Genomic DNA, 17,034 nt, shown 5'->3' on the forward strand with positions numbered 1-17,034 from the left:
GGGTGGGGTATGGGGTGCCCTATGGGGAAAAATCCCCAATCTGGGGATTCAGTCGCTGGGGAGGAGGTGGCGGGCCAGCTCCGTCCGCGACCGCGCCCCGACCTTCCGCATGGCCGCGCTCACGTGCTTGTCCACCGTCTTGGGCGACAGGAACAGCTCCCTGGCGATCTGCTGGTTCGTCAGCCCCTCGGCCGCCAGCCGGGCCACCTGCTCCTGCCGGGCCGACAGCGCGTGGTCGTTGCCGGCCGGCGCGGGCGCGCTCTGCGCCGCCGGGCGGACGCCCCACCTGCGGCCCAGCCCGGTGGCGCGGTCCAGGTCCCAGCGCGCCCCGAGCTCCGCGTACGTCGCGACCGCCCGGCCGAGCCGGACGGCGGCCTCCGGGCCGTCGAGGGCGAACAGGCAGGCGGCCGCCCGCTCGGCGGACTGCGCGGCCTCGTACCGTGCCGGGATCAGCTCGAAGGCGTCGGCGGCGGCGGAGAACTCCGCGGCCGCCCGCCCCCACTGCTCGTCCGCCGCGGCCAGCAGCCCGCGGGCGTGCGCGAGCGCGGGCGCGGCCAGCGGCGCGTCCAGCCCCGCCAGCCGGGCGGCGTGCCGGGCGACGACGTCGGCGGCCTCGCCGGGACGGCCCGCCGCCAGCAGCGCCTCGGCCAGCGCGGGCAGCGCACGGACCGCCACCGGCCACAGCTCGCTCGCCTCCCAGTGGCGGCCCGCCTCGACGGCCGCCTCGATCGCCGGCTCCGGCTCGCCCCGCGCGGCGGCCAGCCTGAGCAGCATCGTCAGCGGCAGCACGAGATCGTCGAACTGGCCGCGGGCCCGGGCCTCGGCGGCGGCGTCGAGCAGCGGCGGCAGCGCGGCCTCCTGGCGGCCCTGCACCGCGGCCAGGCAGGCGGTCACGATGTCGACGAGGATGCGCTCGTGCGGCTCGTCGCCGAACTGGTCGCGCAGCTCCTGCATCCTGGCCGGCAGCCCGCGCCAGGAGCCCTCGAAGTAGTCGGCCGCGGCCAGGTTGACCAGGCAGCGCAGTTCGAGCCGCTCGCGCAGGTCGGGCTCGGCGCCCTCCTCGACGGCCGCGGTCAGCAGGCGGCGGCCCTCGCGGTGGTGCCCGCTGAACAGGGCCGCGCCCCCGATCGAGCGGTAGGCGTTGACCTCGCGGCGCAGCAGCCGCCGCCCGCCGGTCTCCCGCAGCAGGTCGCCGGCCAGGGCGGCCCAGCGCGGGTCGCCCATCACCACGAAGATCATCGCGATCTTGCCCAGCACCAGCATGCGCATGGCCGGATCGGCCACGGCGGGCAGGGTCGCGAGCGCCCGCTCCAGCCACGACCTGCTCTCCTCGGGCGGCAGGCCGCTCGGCGGGCGGCCCACCCCGGCCATGGCCCACGCGGCCAGCCCCGGCTCGCCGGCCAGGTCCTCGGCCGCCCGGGCGAAGGCCTCGCCGATGCGGGCGCTGTCGGTGCGGGTGCGCTCCAGGTGCAGCGCGAGCAGCATGCGCAGGTGACCCCGGAGCGGCGGCGGCACGTCCTGCTCCAGCGCGCCGGTGACCAGGTCGGCGACCGGCGGCGGGCGCAGCAGTTCCAGGGCGGCCCAGCCGAGCTTCACCGTCAGCTCCGCCCGCCGCGCCGCCGGCAGGTCGGCGTCGCGCAGCACCTCCTCCAGCAGGCGCGCGGCCTCGGCGTCGTCGCCCAGCCGCGACGCCTGCTCGGCCGCCTCGATGGCGGCCTCGACCCACTGCCCGGCCCGGCCCGCCTGGCGCAGGTGGTGGGCCAGGCGGCCCAGCGGCACCGGGCGCAGGCCGCGTACGGTGTCGGCGGCGGCCGCGTGCAGCACCTGCCGGCGGCCGAGCGGGATCGCCTCGTAGACCGCCTGCGCCGCCAGCACGTGACGGAAACCGACCAGCCCGCCGGTGTCGGCGAGCAGCCCAGAGCCGAGCACCTCGTCGATCGCCCCGACGTCCGGCCCCGACAGCAGGGCGACCGGCACCGGGAGCTGCAGCACGGCGGCGCGTTCTGCCACCTCCTTGGCTCCGGGGGACAGCCGGGCCACCCGTTCACGCACCGAGGCGCGCACGCCGCTCGGCACGTCCAGCTCCTCCAGCGCCCGCCGCGCCCAGCCACCCTCCCACCGGATGAGCGTGCCGCGGTCGCGCAGCAGCGCCAGCAGCTCCTGCACGGCCAGCGGCAGGCCGGACGCCCGCAGGCACAGGTGCTCGGCGAACTCAGCGGTCACCTCCTCCGCCTCGAGGATCGCCGAGGCCATCACCCGCGTCAGGGCGGCGTCGAGCGGCGGCAGCACCAGATGCTCGGCCTTGATCGTGTCGGGGGCGCGCGCCGTGATCGCCCGCACCGCCTCCGGAGCCTCCTCGCCCCGGTACGTCAGCACGACCCGCAACGTGTCCGGCAGCACGGACATCAGGTACGTCAGGAACTCCACCGTCTGGCCGTCGGCCCAGTGGAGGTCCTCCACCACCAGGACGGCGGGACCGAGCGCGGTGAGCACCTCGACGAGCCCCCGGAACACCCGGTGCCGCTCGGCCGCCCGGTCGTCGAGCGGCGGCGGCGTCTCCGGCAGCTCCCCTGCCAGCTCCGGCAGCAGCTCGCGCAGCGCCCCCGCGACCGGCGACAGCGCCGCCCCGGCCAGCTCGGCCGCGCGACCGCGCAGCGCCTCGACGACGGGGCCCAGCGGGAACGGCTCCCTGATCTGCACGCAGGCCCCGGCCAGCACCCGCAGGCCCGCCACCGCGGGACCGCCGAGCAGCTCGGCGGTCAGCCTCGACTTCCCGATGCCGGCCTCGCCCTCGACGACGGCGACGGCGGGAGCCCTGTCGACCAGCGCGGAGAGCCGGGCGAGCTCCTTCTCCCGCCCCACCAGAACCGGGGAGACCACCCGCCCAGCACGCACCCGCTCATTCAACTGCACGCGAAGTCAGAGATCAACGGCACCCCCCCGGCTGCGGCGGGCCCCGCGTCCACGGCCTCCAGGACGGTCCGGCGCCCTCTCGATCACGGGTGGTGCGGGCGAAGAGGGACGGGACGGTCAGCGCAGGAACCGGTGAACGGCGTGGCGGATCTGCTCCGGCGTCTCGAGGTCGTGCCGCGAGCCGAGCAGGTCGCCGGTCACCAGCGTGATGACGGCCTCGATCGCTGCCTCGCGGTCGGGAGCGGTGCCGAGCCGCTCGTCGAAGGTGCGGGCGACCGACCCGGCATGCCGGGTGAACGCCTCGGCCAGTACCTCCTCCAGGGCGTCATGGAGCCCAGCGGCACGTCGGCGGCGCGGGCGATCGCCCGGTGTGTCGTGCCCGTCACGCCGCGTTCGGCGATGACGGTGAGCGCGGCGTCGATCAGCCGGTCCCGCCGGTCCGGGTCGTGCCGGCGCGGCCGCCGAAGGCCGGGTGACCGTGACGGTGCGGAGCCGTTCACGCGCGATCCGGCCCCGAGCCCGGCTCGATGGTGCGGATCACCCGGGCCGGGTTGCCCACCGCGACCGCGTTCGCCGGCAGGTCGCGGGTGACCACCGCGCCGGCGCCGACGACGGTGTTGTCGCCGACGGTGACCCCGGCCAGGACGATCGCCCCGCTGCCCAGCCACACGTTGTCCCCGATCGTGATCGGCCGGGCGGCCTCCCACCCGGCCCGCCGCAACTCCGGGTCGACCGGGTGGGTCGGCGTCATGAGCTGCACGTTCGTACCGATCTGCACGTCGTCGCCGATGGTGATCGGCGCGACGTCGAGGGCGACCAGACCGTAGTTGGCGAAGGACCGGGCGCCTATGCGCAGGTGGCTGCCGTAGTCGACCCGCAGCGGCGGGCGGATCTCGGTGCCCTCGCCGATGGCGCCCAGCAGCTCGGTGAGCAGCCGCCGCCGCGCGCCCGGTTCGCGGGCCGAGGACGCGTTGAACGCCTCCATCAGGTCCGCCGCGCGCAGCATGAGCTCGCCGAGCTCCGGATCGTCGGCGAGGTACAGGTCGCCGGCGAGCATCCGCTCCCGCATCGAGCGCTCGTCCGCATCATCAGACGCCATATGTACGACTGTACGAATCATGTGTACATGCATACAAATGTGTGGCGTTCAGGCTCGGCGGTGCCCGGCGCTCGCGGCAGGCCGTTCCTCCACCCGTGTCTCGGGAGCCGTCGTGGCGACCGCCAGGGCCGCGACGGCCACCGCGACGAGGTAGAAGCCGGGTGCCACGTCGCTCCCGGTGAGGTCGACCAGCCAGGTGCCGACGAACGGTGCGGTGCCGCCGAACAACGCGAAGGCGACGTTGTAGCTGATGGCGGCGCCCGTCACGCGGGTCGCGGCGGGCAGCAGCTCGACGAAGAAGGTGTAGCTGCCGCCGCCGTACGTGCACAGCGCCGCGGCCAGCAGCAGCTGCCCGATGACTGCGGTGCCGAAGGAACCGCTGGTGACCAGCATGAACGCGGGCAGCCCCACGACCGCGACCGCCGCCGCCCCGATGATCAGCATGGGCTTGCGGCCGTACCGGTCGGACAGCCGGCCCCCGATCGGCAGCAGGACGGAGAACGACAGCAGGGCCACGGCGTTGGCAGCCAGCGACTGCAGCAGGCTCAGCCCGACGACGCTCTGCAGATAGGTGACGAAGTAGCCGACGAGCACGTAGAAGCCCAGGCCGGACAGCGCCATGATGGCGAAGATCTGTCCCAGCCGGCCCCAGTTGCCGCGCAGGCTGCCCCGTACCGGGCTGGCCTCGACCGCGTTGCCGCGCCGCAGTTCCTGGAAGACAGGGCTTTCCTCGGTACGGCGGCGGATGTAGATGCCGATCATCGACAGCGGCAGGGCCAGCAGGAAGGGGATGCGCCACCCCCACGAGGCGTAGGCGGTGTCCGAGACCGCGCCGGAGATGGCCATGATGATGACCAGGGCGATCACCGAGGTCGCGGCGGAGGCGGCGATCGTGATGCCGATCCAGGTGCCGCGGCGCGGGAACGGCGCGTGTTCGAGCACGAACGACGGCGCGCCGACCGCCTCGCCACCGGCGGAGAAGCCCTGCGCCAGCCGGCACGCCACGAGCAGGATGGGGCCGATGATCCCCGCCGCGGCGTGCGTGGGCAGCAGCCCGATGAGCGCGGTGGCGACGCCCATGCAGATGAGCGTGGCGTACAGGACGGTCCGGCGGCCGGCGCGGTCGGCGAGCACGCCGAAGAACAGTCCGCCCAGCGGACGTGCGACGAACGCGACGCCGTAGGCGGCGAAGGCCGCCAGCAGGCCGGTGACCGGGTCCTGGCTGGGGAAGAAGGCCTCGGCGATGGCCACGGCCGAGAAGCCGTAGATCGCGAAGTCGTAGAACTCGACGAACTGGCCTGTACTGGCGCCGAGCAGCACGCGCCGCTGGGCCGCGGTGGTGCCGTCCGGGCTGATGAAGTCGCGGATCATGGCGAGGGGTGCTTCCTTTCAGCCTGGCGATCAGGGGGCGAAGGCGAGCGCGCGAGCGGGATTGGCCATGGTGATCTGTGCGATGTGGGCGTCGCTGACGGCCTTGCGCCGCATGAGCGGCAGGACGTGCTCCAGGATGTGGGCGTAGCCTTCGCCGCCGTACCGCATCAGGTTGGTCTTGTGGCAGATGTCCTGGGAGATGAGGATCTGGGACGCGTAGCCGCCGTCGATCAGATCGGCGATGTAGTCCACGCGGGTGGCGTCGTTCGGCATGTCGATCGGCGCCAGCGAGTAGTAGCTGGACTCCTGGCCGAACAGGTCGAACTCCACGTAGCATCCGCTGGCCGCGATGGCCCGCATCTCGGCGGTGGAGAAGACGGTGCGCTCGACGTGGCTCATGATGACCCGGGCCGGGTCGACGTGCTCGGCGGCGATGATGTCGAGCGCCTGTCCCGGCGAGCGCGGGTCGCGGCCGGGGTGCATCATCAGGGCCGCGCCGGTCTCCCGCTGCGCCGCGCAGGCGGCCCGCAACACCTTCTCCTCCTGCGGGTGCAGCGGATGGCTGAGCCCGATCTCCCCGATGATCCCCGCCTTGATCGCGGTGTCGCCGACGCCGGTACGGACGTCGGAGACGATCTCCGCGGCCAGGTCGTCCCGGTCCCTGCTCGTCACGTCGTGCGGGTGGTAGTCGCGGTAGTAGAAGCCGCAGCCCATGACGACGTGCACGCCGCTGCGCCGGGACACCGCGGCCAGCCCTCGCGGGTCGCGGCCGAGCCCGATGCTGGTGGCGTCCACGATGGTGCGCCCGCCCGCCTCGGTATAGGGCCGTAGCTCGGCCACGGCGACGTCCACGCTGTCGAGGCGGAGGTCCTCGGAGGTGTGGTGGCGGCGTACCCGGTAGTGGTTGTCCAGGGTGATCGGCGCGTTGTCGATCGCCCGCTCGCTCGTTGTGGCGCGGGCGGGGAGCGGACGGGACAGGTCGGCGAGCAGGTGCTCGTGCGGCTGGGTGTGCCCGAGGGCGGACGGGTCGATGTCGTCGAGCACGGTACGGACGATGGACATGGTTCCTCCCAGCAGGTCAGGCCCAGGCCGGGCGCTGTCCCTTGGGCAGGGCCCGCAGGTCGCCCGAGCGTGCGTGTCCCTCGAAGCGTTCGGCCCGGGCGGCACGGCCGCACAGCTCGCCGAGGTAGGCGCTGGCGGCGTCGGTGGTCACCTCCTGGTAGGTGACGGTCTTGAGGTACATGCCCACCCACAGCCCGCCCGTGTAGCGGGCGGCCCTCCTGGTGGGCAGCACGTGGTTGGTGCCGATGACCTTGTCGCCGAAGGAGACGCACGTGCGCTCCCCGAGGAAGAGCGAGCCGTAGTTGCGCAGCCGGTCCAGGGCCAGGCGCGGCTCCCGGGTCAGCACCTGGACGTGCTCGCTGGCGTACTCGTCCGCCACGGCGAACGCCTCATCCAGATCGTCCACCACGACGACTTCGCCGTGATCCCGCCAGGCCGGCCCGGCCACGTCACGGGTGGGCAGTTTCGCCAGTTGCTCGTCCACCTCGCGCAGCGTCGCCTCAGCCAGGCCGTCCGAGGTGGTGATGAGGACGGCCGGCGAGTCGGGGCCGTGCTCGGCCTGGCTCAGCAGGTCCACGGCCACCGTGAACGGGTCGGCGCTGTCGTCGGCCACGATCAGCACCTCGGTCGGCCCGGCGAACAGGTCGATACCGACCTGGCCGAACAACTGGCGCTTGGCCTCGGCGACGTAGGCGTTGCCGGGTCCCACCAGCATGTCCACCCGCTGGATCGACTCCGTCCCCAGCGCCAGCGCCGCCACCGCCTGCACCCCGCCCAGCAGGTAGACCTCATCTGCCCCCGCCAGGTGGATCGCGGCGATCGTGGCGTGTGGCAGCTCGCCCCCGGTGACCGGCGTGCAGGCGGCCACCCTCGGCACGCCGGCGACCTTGGCCGGCACGATCGTCATGTGCGCTGAGGCCAGCAGCGGGTACCGCCCGCCCGGCACGTACGCGCCCACCGCACCCACCGGGATGCTGCGCTGCCCGAGCAGCACGCCGGGCTGGGTCTCCTCCTCGAAGTCGCGCAGCGAGGCCCGCTGCCGCTCGGCGAACCTTCGGACGTTCGCCTGCACCTCTTCGATGTCGGCGAGGGTCTGCCGGTCCACCTGGCGCAACGACTCTTCGATCTGCTCCTCGCCCAGCCGGAAGTCGGCCGGCGCCCACCGGTCCAGCCGCTCGGAGTGCGCGCGGACCGCCGCGTCCCCGTTCCGCCGCACATCGTCGATGATCTCCGCGGCCACCGCATGAGGGGGCGCACCCGCCGCCACGGCGACGCCGGCCGCCGTACCCTTGACTGTCTTCCGCATGCCACTCCTGTCCAGGAAATATCCGCATCGCTGCTGGTCAAAAGGGATTTCAGGGAGCATAGGCGGCGGCCGGACATCGCACAACGGGGCCGACTCCAGTCCCACCGATAGGGTTTCCCTATGACCCTGCAGCAGCTACAGGCGTTCATGGAGGCGCGCAAGGGCGGTTCGTTCACCGCGGCGGCCCGCAGCCTTGGGCTCACCCAGCCGTCCGTATCGGAGCTGGTGCGCCGGCTGGAGGACGAGCTGGGCATGGAACTGTTCCGCCGAGCGGGCCGAGGGCTGGTCAGCACGCTCGCGGGCGACGAACTCGCCCCCTTCGCCGAGCAGGCCCTGGCCGCCGCCGATCAAGGTGTCACGGCCGTGCGCGCGCTACGCGACCTGGAGGGCGGCACGGCGACCTTCGGCCTGCTGCGCAACGCGGAGTTCTACGCGCTGTCGGAGCTGGCCCTGCGCTTCCACCGCCGCCACCCCTCGGTCCGGGTCCGGCTCGTGGGCCAGAACTCCACCGAGACCGCCGCCGCCGTCCAGCGAGGCGAGATCGAGGCCGGAATGGTGACGCTGCCGGTCGACCATGAAGGCCTCGCAGTGACCCCGCTGGTGCGCGACGAGGTCGTCTACATCACCGCGGACGCCGGCCGCGCCGCCACCCCGCGCACCATCGCCGACGTGGCGACCGCCCCCATGATCCTTTACGACGCCCACTACGGCGACACCGACCCCGCGCGCCGCCAGCTCGCCACCCGGGCCCGGCTCTCGGGCGTCAGCATCGAACCCCTCATCGAGGTCGAACACCTCGCCTCGGCCCTCACCCTGGTCCAGGCCGGGGTGGGTGACACGCTCGCGTGCCGGGCGGCGGTCGCCAGCGCCACCTTCCCGGTCGGCCTGCACGTGGCCCGGTTCGCCGAACCGATGTACGACACGATCGCGCTCGTCACGCGCCGCGGCCACGCCTTGTCACCGGCCACCCGCGAACTCGCCCGCTTCGCCCAGCAGACGCTCTTCGACCATGCTCGCGGCCCGCATGGCACCACGACGGTCATCGCCCGCACGGACGCGCGGCGTGCCGCCGACGAGCACGTACGCCTCCTCGCCGAGAGCCGTTCGATGCCGACAAGTCGGACACGCGTGCGGGGCGACTCTCGATCATGACTGGCGTGAAGACCGGCACCGTCCACCCCGGGGCACCGGATCCCTCTCATGCCCTGCCGGGGATGCGGTAGAAGGTACGCGTCGACGTCCACCATTCCCGGTCTGCGAAGCGTCCCGTGATCCGGCCCACCAAGCACCACAAGGTATGGACATCCTGCTCAAGTTTGGTGTCGGGATCGAGCTCCAGCCCTGCTGTGAAGGGCCGGTAGTCGGGGAGGGCCATATATCCGCCTTCCTCGTACGGCGGCATGACATCATCGATCAGTTCACCGTCATAGTGGAGGTGCAACGGCTCAAGCCCTTCACCTACTTCTCCCCAGAAGTTCATCTGGAAGGCCCGATGCCTACCGAGATTGCGGATCGCGGGATGGCCGGAGTAAAGACCGAAGACGAATACATGTGTCCAGCCGGGCGCGTGCGGGCCGACCCAGATGCCTTTCGCAGGAGGGCCTTCGTACGTCCCCGCCAGCGTTTCCAAGTTGCATTCCAAACGCGATTCCAGATCTACCTGGAATCGGTGGGACAGTTCCTCCGGATCGTCGGACTCGACCCAGAGGGCGTGGAAGCCGAGTTGGAGCCCGTGCCCGTACTCGACCAGCAGTCCCCACTGGTTCTCTGCCGGGTGAGCCTGCTCGGGATGAAGCATGGTATACGTCCTCACGCTGCGCTGCCGAATCTGTGGGACCACTGGGTCGCCGGGGACGGCCGGCTTCGGCGACCCAGTGATTCACCTGCGAGTTCTCAATCACGATTCCGGGGTCATGGTCGAGAGAAGGCGATGGTAACCGCGGAAGGCTTCGAGCACATCCCCGTGTGCCTGGTTGCGGGATTCTCGAACACCGAGAATCGAATAGTGAATCGCGTCCTTCGGCGCCCGTGCCCGGTGGAGGCGAAGGGGTGTTCGGCCTTGCACGTTTCTGTTCGTTTGAACGCCACGAACAGCCGTGGCAACCGGGGTCAGAACATGGTGAGGATGATCTTCCCGTGGACGTCCCGTCGTTCGAGTGTCCGATGTGCCTCAGCGGCCTGGGCGAGCGGGAAGCACGCGCCGATCCGTGGCCGGATGCCCCGCGCGAGCGCCAACTCGAACAGGTGGGTCAGCAGCGACTGGTGCCGCGGCGGGTCCGCGGCGATCTCCCGGGGCAGCGAGCAGACGGCCGTACGCCGGCCCGGTACGAGGTTCAGCATGCGGTTGCGCAGCGCACCGCGGACGGTGTCGGCCAGCACGTGTCCGGGCCGGCCCATGAACGCGTAGCTGACCAGCACGCCGCCCGGGGCCAGAAGGCGGTGGCCGGCGCGCAGGGCGGTACCGCCGAGGTGGTCGTAGACGATGTGGACGCCCTCGGGGTGCCGGGCGCGTACGACCTGGGTGACGTCCTGGCGGCGGTAGTCGATGGGGACGATGTCGTAGTCGCCCAGCAGGTGCAGGCTGCGCTCGGAGGCGGTGCCGTACATGGCCAGGCGCCGGTGCGCGCCGAGCTGGCAGAGCGCGTCGCCCACGCCGCCGGTCGCGCCGTGGATGAGGACGGTGTCGCCCGGGCGGGCCCGGCCATGCCGGTCCAGGAGGCTCAGCGCTGTCAGGTAGTCCAGCGGAAGGGCGGAGGCCACCAGGGTGTCCAGGCCATCCGGTACGGGGGCCAGCATCCGTACGGGCAGGTTCGCATATTCCGTGTAGGCGCCCATCCCGGTCAGGCAGGCGGCAACCCGGGTTCCGGGCACCAGCCAGGGCGGCGGCGCGTCGACGTGGTGGTCCACGACCTCGCCCACCAGCTCGTACCCCGGGCTGAACGGACGTCCCCTCTGGAAGAGGTACTCGCCCTTGCGCGCCATCACGTCGGTGTAGCCGACACCTGCGGCCAGCACCCTGATCCTGGCCTGGCCCGGCGCGGGGGCAGGCGTGACCGCCTCGGCCCGTTCCAGCGTCTCCGCGTCGCCGAAGCGCCGCACCACCATCCGGCCGTGCTTGATCGGCTCGCTCATCGGCCGGTCTTCTTGACGGTGGAGAGCCAGCCGAAGATGACCTCGTGGGCGAGTCCGGCGTCGAACCACCTCCGGGAACGGCTGGCGCAGTCCACGCGACGAGGGTCGCCGGACGCGAGGTAGAACTCGGCGGTGCGCATGTAGTTGCTCGCCCGCAGCAGGGCCTTGCCTCGCGAGACCGGGTCGTTCAGGCGTTCGGCGCGGCCCCACGTGGTTGTGGCCAGGTGGTCCCATTGCCGGTGCCAGGACTCGAAGTCGCCGGGGCGCACCCGGGAGACCGCCGAGACGACCTCGCCGGAGTCGGCTCCGTCGAACGGGCTTGACCACAGGGCCCGGACGGCTTCGAAGTGAAACGTCGGTGTCCGCGACGGGACGGTGCTGCGCATATCGCTCTCCGAGATGTGCGTCATGTCATCTAACGATATGACGCACGATATCTATGTCATGTCATCGATTCAAGTAAGATGCCGTTCCGTGGACCAGGTGCTGGAGTTCGTACTGGCGGTCAAGGCCGTACACCGAGAGATCAACCGACGCTTCAGCGAGGCCCTGCGGCCGCTGGGCATCACGGTGGTCCAGGCCGAGGCGATCCTCATCCTCGCCGACGGCCAGCCTCTCACCCTCGGCGAGCTCGGGTCCCGCCTCATCGCCGAGACCGGTAACCCCAGCCGGCTCGTGGACCGCCTCCACAACGCCGGGCTCGTCCACCGCCATCCGTCCGCGCACGACCGCCGCCACGTCGAGCTCACGCTGACCCCGCACGGGCACGAGATGGTGACCCGCATCCAGCAGGCGCGACGGCCACTGCTCCAATGGGGCCGCACGCTTTTGAACGACACCGAATTCGCCGCCGCCACCACCGCCCTGCGCCGCGTCCTCAGCCAGCCATGACCCGGGGCCCGACACGGCGTGCGAGTTGCGGGCGGGTGACGCCGTGGTTCGCGGCACTGTGGCGGTCAGCCGGAGCGGACGGCGCTGGCGGCAAAGGATGGGATCAGATCGGAGTCGGCGGTGGTCAGCCAGGTCGTGACCAGCAGAAACGGCGGCAGAGCGTCTGGCGTTCCCTCGCGGTCAGCACGTCCAGGGTCCTCATCCCCCTGGCCGCGGGCCGCGAGGTGAACTCGGAGATCGGCCGCCTGGTCACGGTCGGCGCGAGCAGCGACTCGCCCGCCCCACCACGCGGACCGCGTGCGCCAGGTCGTCGCGGCGCACGTCGGGGGCGTGTGCGCGGACCGTCGCCGTCGGGGCGCGCTCGCGCCACCCCGTCGGCGAGCTCGGCGACGCTACTTGGGGCTGGGCCGTGCGGATCTGCGGTAGGCGGTCGGCGTGGTCCCGAGAGCGCGGGTGAAATGCTGGCGAAGGGAGGCCGCGTTGCCGAAGCCGGTGGCGGTGGCGATGTCATGGACACCCATCCGGGTCTCCTCAAGCAGTTCCTGAGCCGCGGCCAACCGCATCCGGATGAGCCACTGGATCGGCGTGGTGGCGGTCTGCTGCCGGAAATGGCGGGTCAGGGACCGCGTACTGACCCCGACATGCGCGGCGATGTCCTTCAGGGTCAAGGGTTCGGCGAGGTGCCGGCGCATCCACGCCATGGTGTCGTCGAGGCGGTTGCCGTCGGAGGGCAGCGGCGTCTCGACGAACTGGACCTGGGTGCCCGCGCGGTGGGGCGCGAGGACCATCCGGCGCGCGGCGGAGGCGGCGACGGCCGCGCCGTGATCACGCTGAAGGAGGTGCAGACACATGTCGATCCCGGCGCTGATGCCGGCGGAGGTCACGATGTCGCCGTCGTCGACGTAGAGCCTGTCCTCGACCAGGATCCGCGGGAACCTGCGTGCCAGGTCCGAGGCGTGTGCCCAATGGGTGCACACCCGCCGGCCGTCGAGCAGACCGGCCCAGGCGAGGAAGTAGACCCCGGTGCAGATGGACACGATCCGCGCGCCTGCCGCGTGCGCGTCGCGGATCGCGTCCAGCTCCGGCTCGCTCGGCGTTGCCCTCTGGCTGGCGGGGACGATGACGGTGTCGGCGGAGCGGACCGCGTCCAGATCATGGGGCGGGACGAGGCGGAAGGCGTCCTTCCCGGCGGCCGTGGCCGTCATCTCCATGGGTCGGCCGCAGACCAAGGTCTCGTACAGGGGGGCGCCTGACTGCGGGTCGACGGCTGAGCCGAAGACCTGACAGGGAATGGTGAGCTCGAACGCGACCACGCCCTCGGTGGCGAGCACAGCGACACGGGTCATGGCGCGAATCTAGCGAAACATGGCTTTACAGTCACTCACCGTTCTCGCCACCCGACGCCTAGTGTGGCGGCGTGCGAGTCGAGGTGATGATGTTCGAGGGTGTGGCCGACATGGACACCCTGCTGCCCCACGACGTGTTCTGCCGGGCCAGGCTGCTCGGTGCGGACGTCGAATCCGTGCTGGTCACGCCGACGGCGCCACCGAGGTCACGGGATGCTACGGCACCCGCTACGCCGGATTGGTGGAGTGGACCCCGGAGCGTGCGGATGTGCTGGTCATCGGCGGTGGCTGGATCGAGAACGACGTCGACGGGCCGATTCCGCGGCACATCGCCGACGCCAGACGCCGGGGCGGTGATCGGCTGATCCTGGCGGGCTCCGATGCCGGATCCCTTTACATAGGGGCCGCCGGCCTGCTCAAGGGCCGCCCGGCGACGACCCACCGTCCCGGGCACGAGCTGCTGGCCAGCTGGGGCGCGCAGGTGATCGAGGCCCGCCTCGTCGACGACGGGAACATCGTCACCAGCAGCAGCGGCTGGCTGGCGGGCATCGACCTCGCGCTCTACCTCATCGAGCGCGAGCTCGGCGAGCCGCGCCTGGCGGTCACCATCGAGGAGTGGATCGGGCACGATCGCCGCGGCACCGTGTGGAGGCCGACCCGAGCCTGAACCGGTCAGGACCGGGCCGGAGCTCAACCTCCGCGACGGACCTACCGCCGCGGCCTGGTGGCCTGACGGTGGTGGTCAGCAGCCCTTGAATCGCTGCCCCGGGTTCACCGCGCCGCTGGTCGCGCCGCTCAACGATCAGGGTGTGCTGCCGGCGCCTGCGGGATCGCCCCTGGCCCATGCCCTGCCTGGTCACGACCGCACTGTGGCTGAAGGCCCGGCGGGTCGCATCGCGGATCGCCGGCCGTCATGAGGGTTCGCGGAGCAGGGTGAGTGCCTTGGTCATGGCCGGGTCGCGGCCGGCGGACAGGTCTTCGGCGGTTCGGGGGACGAAGTGGTCGGGAGGGACGCCGATGCCGTTGACGATCTCACGGTTGGGGCCGAGCCCGTACTGCGTGGGCAGGATCAGCGTGCTGCCGTCGTTTAGGGCGTACGGGTAGGCGACCCCCGACACCATCCCCGACGTACGCGTGCCGATCACCGGCCCGAGCCTGTGACGCTTGACCGCGCCGGTGAAATGGTCGCAGGCGGAGGCACAGATGCCATCGGTGAGCAGGGCCACGGGCAGGTTCAGGAGGGGCACGGTGTCGTCGGTGCGGTGCGGGTCGCAGGCGCCGCCTGGGTCACAGGTGTAGCCGGTCACCTTGCCGTGGGCGAGGGCACCAAGCAGGCGCGCGACCTCGTCCGGCGAGCCACCGGTGTTGCCGCGCAGATCCAGTACGACACCACGCAGGCGGCCGCGTTTGCCTGAGGTCGCCTTGCCCGATCCGGCCCGCTCGCCAGGTGCGGCACGTTGCCCCCGCTCGGCGCGTCGGCCCAGCTCGGAGATGGCCGCTCGCACCTCATCGGCCGTGCCAGGCATGAAAGCGCCCGCGCGGACGGCGGCGACGTCACCGCCGAGCAGGGTGGCCGTCACGTTCCGAACCGTCGAGGTGAACCGCTCGGGCTTCAGAGTGACGGCCCACGTGCGGCCGGTGGCGGGGCGCCGCAGGGTCAGGCGTACGGGATCCGCGTCGGCGGAGGTCGGGAAGAGCATGGAGAGCGCGCCGGTGGACAGCACCCCTCCGGCGAACAGCGGCGCGCCGTTGACGGCCTCGATGATGTCACCGGCCCGCAGCCCCCGCTCGGCGGCCGGCCCGCCCGTCACCGCGGTGATGTGCAGCGGTGCTTGAGCCCGATGGGGAGCATGGGAGGCGTGGTAAGGGGTGTAGGAGGTGGCGATCCCCAGCCCGTACCTCTGTTGTGTCTCACCCGGGTCCGGCGTCCGGCGGGAGCCGGTCGGGGGCGATGCCTGGCGGCGGTCGCCGGGTGAGGGGGTCCGGCCGCGCTCGCCCGGCTCGGGGGTGGAGCGGGGCTCGCTCGACGGGGGAGCGGAGCGGGCCCAGCGGACGTGGTTGTCGTGCAGACCTGCGACCATCGCCTTGACGGCAGCCGCGGCCAGCGCCTCCCGCCGCGACGCGCCGTCGGACAGGGCGGCGGTGACGCGCTCGTACGTGGCGGCGAAGGCGTCCCAGTCGGCGGCCCTGTCACCCCGCAGCGGCGGCATCACGGCATCGGGACGGTCGAGACCGAGCCGGGCGAGCTCGACGGTCATCCCGCCGAAGGCGGCGGCGAGGAGATCACGGTGGTCGAGCCGGTCGCGTGCGTAGTAGTGGTCGAGGACACAGGAGTACGCCTGCTCGACAGTCGTGATACCCGTAGCCGTGGCCGTCGATTCCGCGGCCTTCGTCCGGGTGGCGGTCGCCGAAGGGGTCGTGCTGGGTTTCGCTGTCACCCCCGGCGGGATCCCGCCGGAGGGTGGCTGGCCGGAGACTTCGGCGCAGGGAGGCACACCCCGGTCGGCGCCCGTCGAGCCGACCGCACCGACCCCCGCGGCGGGGGCTACTGCGACACCGGCTCCCACGACGTCGACCGCCGTGACACCGGCGGTGGCGGTGGCGGTGGTGGCCAGCATCAGCGTGCACGTCACCGCCGCCATCACCGTGGCTCTCGACCGCACCATGCCCGTACTCGCGCCTGCGTCTGTACCCATGGTCATGTCTGTGCTCCTGTGCTCGTGCCTGCGTCTGCGCTTGTGTCCGTTCCCCGGCGTGTCCGCACGCCTACTGCTGGCGGTCACGTGCCAGGGCAGAGCACGGCTTCGGCGGCTTTCTGGAGGGCTGGGCGGACCCGGCCCTGCTCGGCGATGCTGGTGGTCGCTGACAGCGCGAACTGCAGGCGGCCGTCCGCCGAGGTGAAGGTCAGGGCCAGCCCGCCGGGTCCGGAGCCCCGGTACGAGGTCACCGAGCCGCCGCACACCGGCTGCTCCTCCACCGGGTACGTCATTTCCTTCCGGAGCCGGGCGGGCAACAGCCGGTCCCGGGCGAGCGCACCGTAGAACGTGGTCAGGTCGCGCGAGGTGGAGACCAGCCCGCCGGCCGCCCACAAACTGCTCGTGTTCATCCGGTCCACGTCGCGCACCGTGCCGCCCGGCCCTGGATAGTAGCCGTGCCCGTGCGGCCCCTCGATGCCCTGGTCCGGATTCACGGGCAGGTAGGTGCGGGTCATGCCGAGGGGTTTGAACAGCCGCCGCTGGAACTCCTCCGCGAGCGTACGGCCGGTCAGCCGCTCGATGACGGCCCCGAGCAGGATGTAGTTGGTGTTGGAGTAGCTGAACCGCTCACCCGGCTCTTGCTGCCTGGGCCGCTCGCGGGACATCTTCGCCAGGTCGAGCGGCGAGTGACGGGTGGTGAGATCGTCGAAGGGCCTCAGCTCCGGATGCCCGGTGTAGTCGGGGATGCCGGACGTGTGCTGGAGCATCTGCCGTACGGTGATCTCGTCGGCCCGCTCGACCAGATCCTGTCCGGCCACGACCGGCAGGACCTCGCTCAGCCTGTCGTCCACCCCGAGCCTGCCCTCCTCGACCAGTTGCAGCAGCACGGTGGCCGTGAGCTGCTTGGTCAGGGACCAGGCGCGGTAGCGGGCGCCGGTGGGGATCTTGCCGCCCGCGCCGTCGATCAGGCGCGACCCGGCCGTGCCCCCGCCGATGCGCCTGCCGCCGTAGTACGCCTCCCCGATGGCCCCCACCACCCCTGGCGTCTTGGCCAGGGCCCGCATCGCCTGCCGTACGTCGCCGATCTCCGGCCGGGCGGTAGCGGTTGCGGGGGCCGGAGCGCTGATGCTCAGGGCCAGGATCGTGCATGCCAGCCCGGCCGCCGTCCTTCGGTTCACTTCACGGTCCTTCCTCGATGGGCACGCACACGCTGAGACG

Annotated in this window: 14 protein-coding genes; 3 read left to right on the forward strand and 11 right to left on the reverse strand. The window is 72.1% G+C overall.

Annotated elements, in window-relative coordinates; genetic code table 11:
- Positions 1 to 48: 48 nt before the first annotated feature.
- The 5 genes from ACZ6SA_RS45175 to hisD all read right to left on the reverse strand — a co-directional run bounded on the left by ACZ6SA_RS45175 (position 49) and on the right by hisD (position 7,751).
- A complete protein-coding gene (locus ACZ6SA_RS45175) occupies positions 49 to 2,895 on the reverse strand; it encodes a helix-turn-helix transcriptional regulator (protein ID WP_347649596.1) in 2,847 nt (948 codons plus the stop codon).
- A gap of 514 nt (positions 2,896 to 3,409) precedes the next feature.
- Entirely contained in the window at positions 3,410 to 4,012 is a 603-nt protein-coding gene (locus ACZ6SA_RS45180) for a sugar O-acetyltransferase (protein WP_465835352.1), read from the reverse strand.
- Between the two features lie 48 nt (positions 4,013 to 4,060).
- The gene (locus ACZ6SA_RS45185) at positions 4,061 to 5,383 is read right to left on the reverse strand and encodes an MFS transporter (protein ID WP_465835353.1); all 1,323 of its coding nucleotides are present in this window, start codon (positions 5,381 to 5,383) and stop codon (positions 4,061 to 4,063) included.
- A gap of 30 nt (positions 5,384 to 5,413) precedes the next feature.
- The gene (locus ACZ6SA_RS45190) at positions 5,414 to 6,445 is read right to left on the reverse strand and encodes a phosphotriesterase family protein (RefSeq protein ID WP_465835355.1); all 1,032 of its coding nucleotides are present in this window, start codon (positions 6,443 to 6,445) and stop codon (positions 5,414 to 5,416) included.
- 16 nt (positions 6,446 to 6,461) lie between these two features.
- Positions 6,462 to 7,751 carry a histidinol dehydrogenase gene (gene hisD, locus ACZ6SA_RS45195; protein WP_443156505.1) on the reverse strand — a complete coding sequence of 430 codons (1,290 nt, stop codon included), beginning with the start codon at positions 7,749 to 7,751 and terminating at the stop codon, positions 6,462 to 6,464.
- Positions 7,752 to 7,871: 120 nt separating this feature from the next.
- Between hisD and ACZ6SA_RS45200 the strand changes: the two genes are divergently transcribed.
- Positions 7,872 to 8,903 carry a LysR family transcriptional regulator gene (locus ACZ6SA_RS45200; protein WP_347649591.1) on the forward strand — a complete coding sequence of 344 codons (1,032 nt, stop codon included), beginning with the start codon at positions 7,872 to 7,874 and terminating at the stop codon, positions 8,901 to 8,903.
- A gap of 46 nt (positions 8,904 to 8,949) precedes the next feature.
- Here ACZ6SA_RS45200 and ACZ6SA_RS45205 read toward each other — a convergent pair whose 3' ends face one another.
- The 3 genes from ACZ6SA_RS45205 to ACZ6SA_RS45215 form a co-directional block, all read right to left on the reverse strand.
- Positions 8,950 to 9,549, reverse strand: coding sequence for a hypothetical protein (locus tag ACZ6SA_RS45205; protein ID WP_465835358.1), 600 nt, complete (start codon positions 9,547 to 9,549; stop codon positions 8,950 to 8,952).
- Between the two features lie 311 nt (positions 9,550 to 9,860).
- Entirely contained in the window at positions 9,861 to 10,883 is a 1,023-nt protein-coding gene (locus ACZ6SA_RS45210) for a zinc-binding dehydrogenase (protein WP_347649589.1), read from the reverse strand.
- On the reverse strand, positions 10,880 to 11,293 hold the full coding sequence (locus ACZ6SA_RS45215; RefSeq protein ID WP_465835360.1) for a hypothetical protein: 414 nt from the start codon (positions 11,291 to 11,293) through the stop codon (positions 10,880 to 10,882). Before ACZ6SA_RS45215 ends, ACZ6SA_RS45210 begins: the two co-directional genes overlap by 4 nt.
- Positions 11,294 to 11,357: 64 nt before the next feature.
- Between ACZ6SA_RS45215 and ACZ6SA_RS45220 the strand changes: the two genes are divergently transcribed.
- Entirely contained in the window at positions 11,358 to 11,774 is a 417-nt protein-coding gene (locus tag ACZ6SA_RS45220; protein WP_347649587.1) for a MarR family winged helix-turn-helix transcriptional regulator, read from the forward strand.
- A 392-nt stretch (positions 11,775 to 12,166) separates the two neighbouring features.
- Here ACZ6SA_RS45220 and ACZ6SA_RS45225 read toward each other — a convergent pair whose 3' ends face one another.
- Positions 12,167 to 13,120 carry a GlxA family transcriptional regulator gene (locus ACZ6SA_RS45225; protein ID WP_465835362.1) on the reverse strand — a complete coding sequence of 318 codons (954 nt, stop codon included), beginning with the start codon at positions 13,118 to 13,120 and terminating at the stop codon, positions 12,167 to 12,169.
- 241 nt (positions 13,121 to 13,361) lie between these two features.
- Between ACZ6SA_RS45225 and ACZ6SA_RS45230 the strand changes: the two genes are divergently transcribed.
- Positions 13,362 to 13,787, forward strand: coding sequence for a DJ-1/PfpI family protein (locus ACZ6SA_RS45230; RefSeq protein ID WP_465835364.1), 426 nt, complete (start codon positions 13,362 to 13,364; stop codon positions 13,785 to 13,787).
- 244 nt (positions 13,788 to 14,031) lie between these two features.
- On the opposite strand, the gene ACZ6SA_RS45235 is transcribed toward ACZ6SA_RS45230, so the two are convergent.
- A complete protein-coding gene (locus ACZ6SA_RS45235) occupies positions 14,032 to 15,822 on the reverse strand; it encodes a S41 family peptidase (protein ID WP_465835366.1) in 1,791 nt (596 codons plus the stop codon).
- Between the two features lie 77 nt (positions 15,823 to 15,899).
- A complete protein-coding gene (locus tag ACZ6SA_RS45240; protein ID WP_465835368.1) occupies positions 15,900 to 16,994 on the reverse strand; it encodes a serine hydrolase domain-containing protein in 1,095 nt (364 codons plus the stop codon).
- Positions 16,995 to 17,034 lie beyond the last annotated feature (40 nt).

It is taken from the genome of Nonomuraea sp. NPDC049378 (assembly GCF_055586745.1).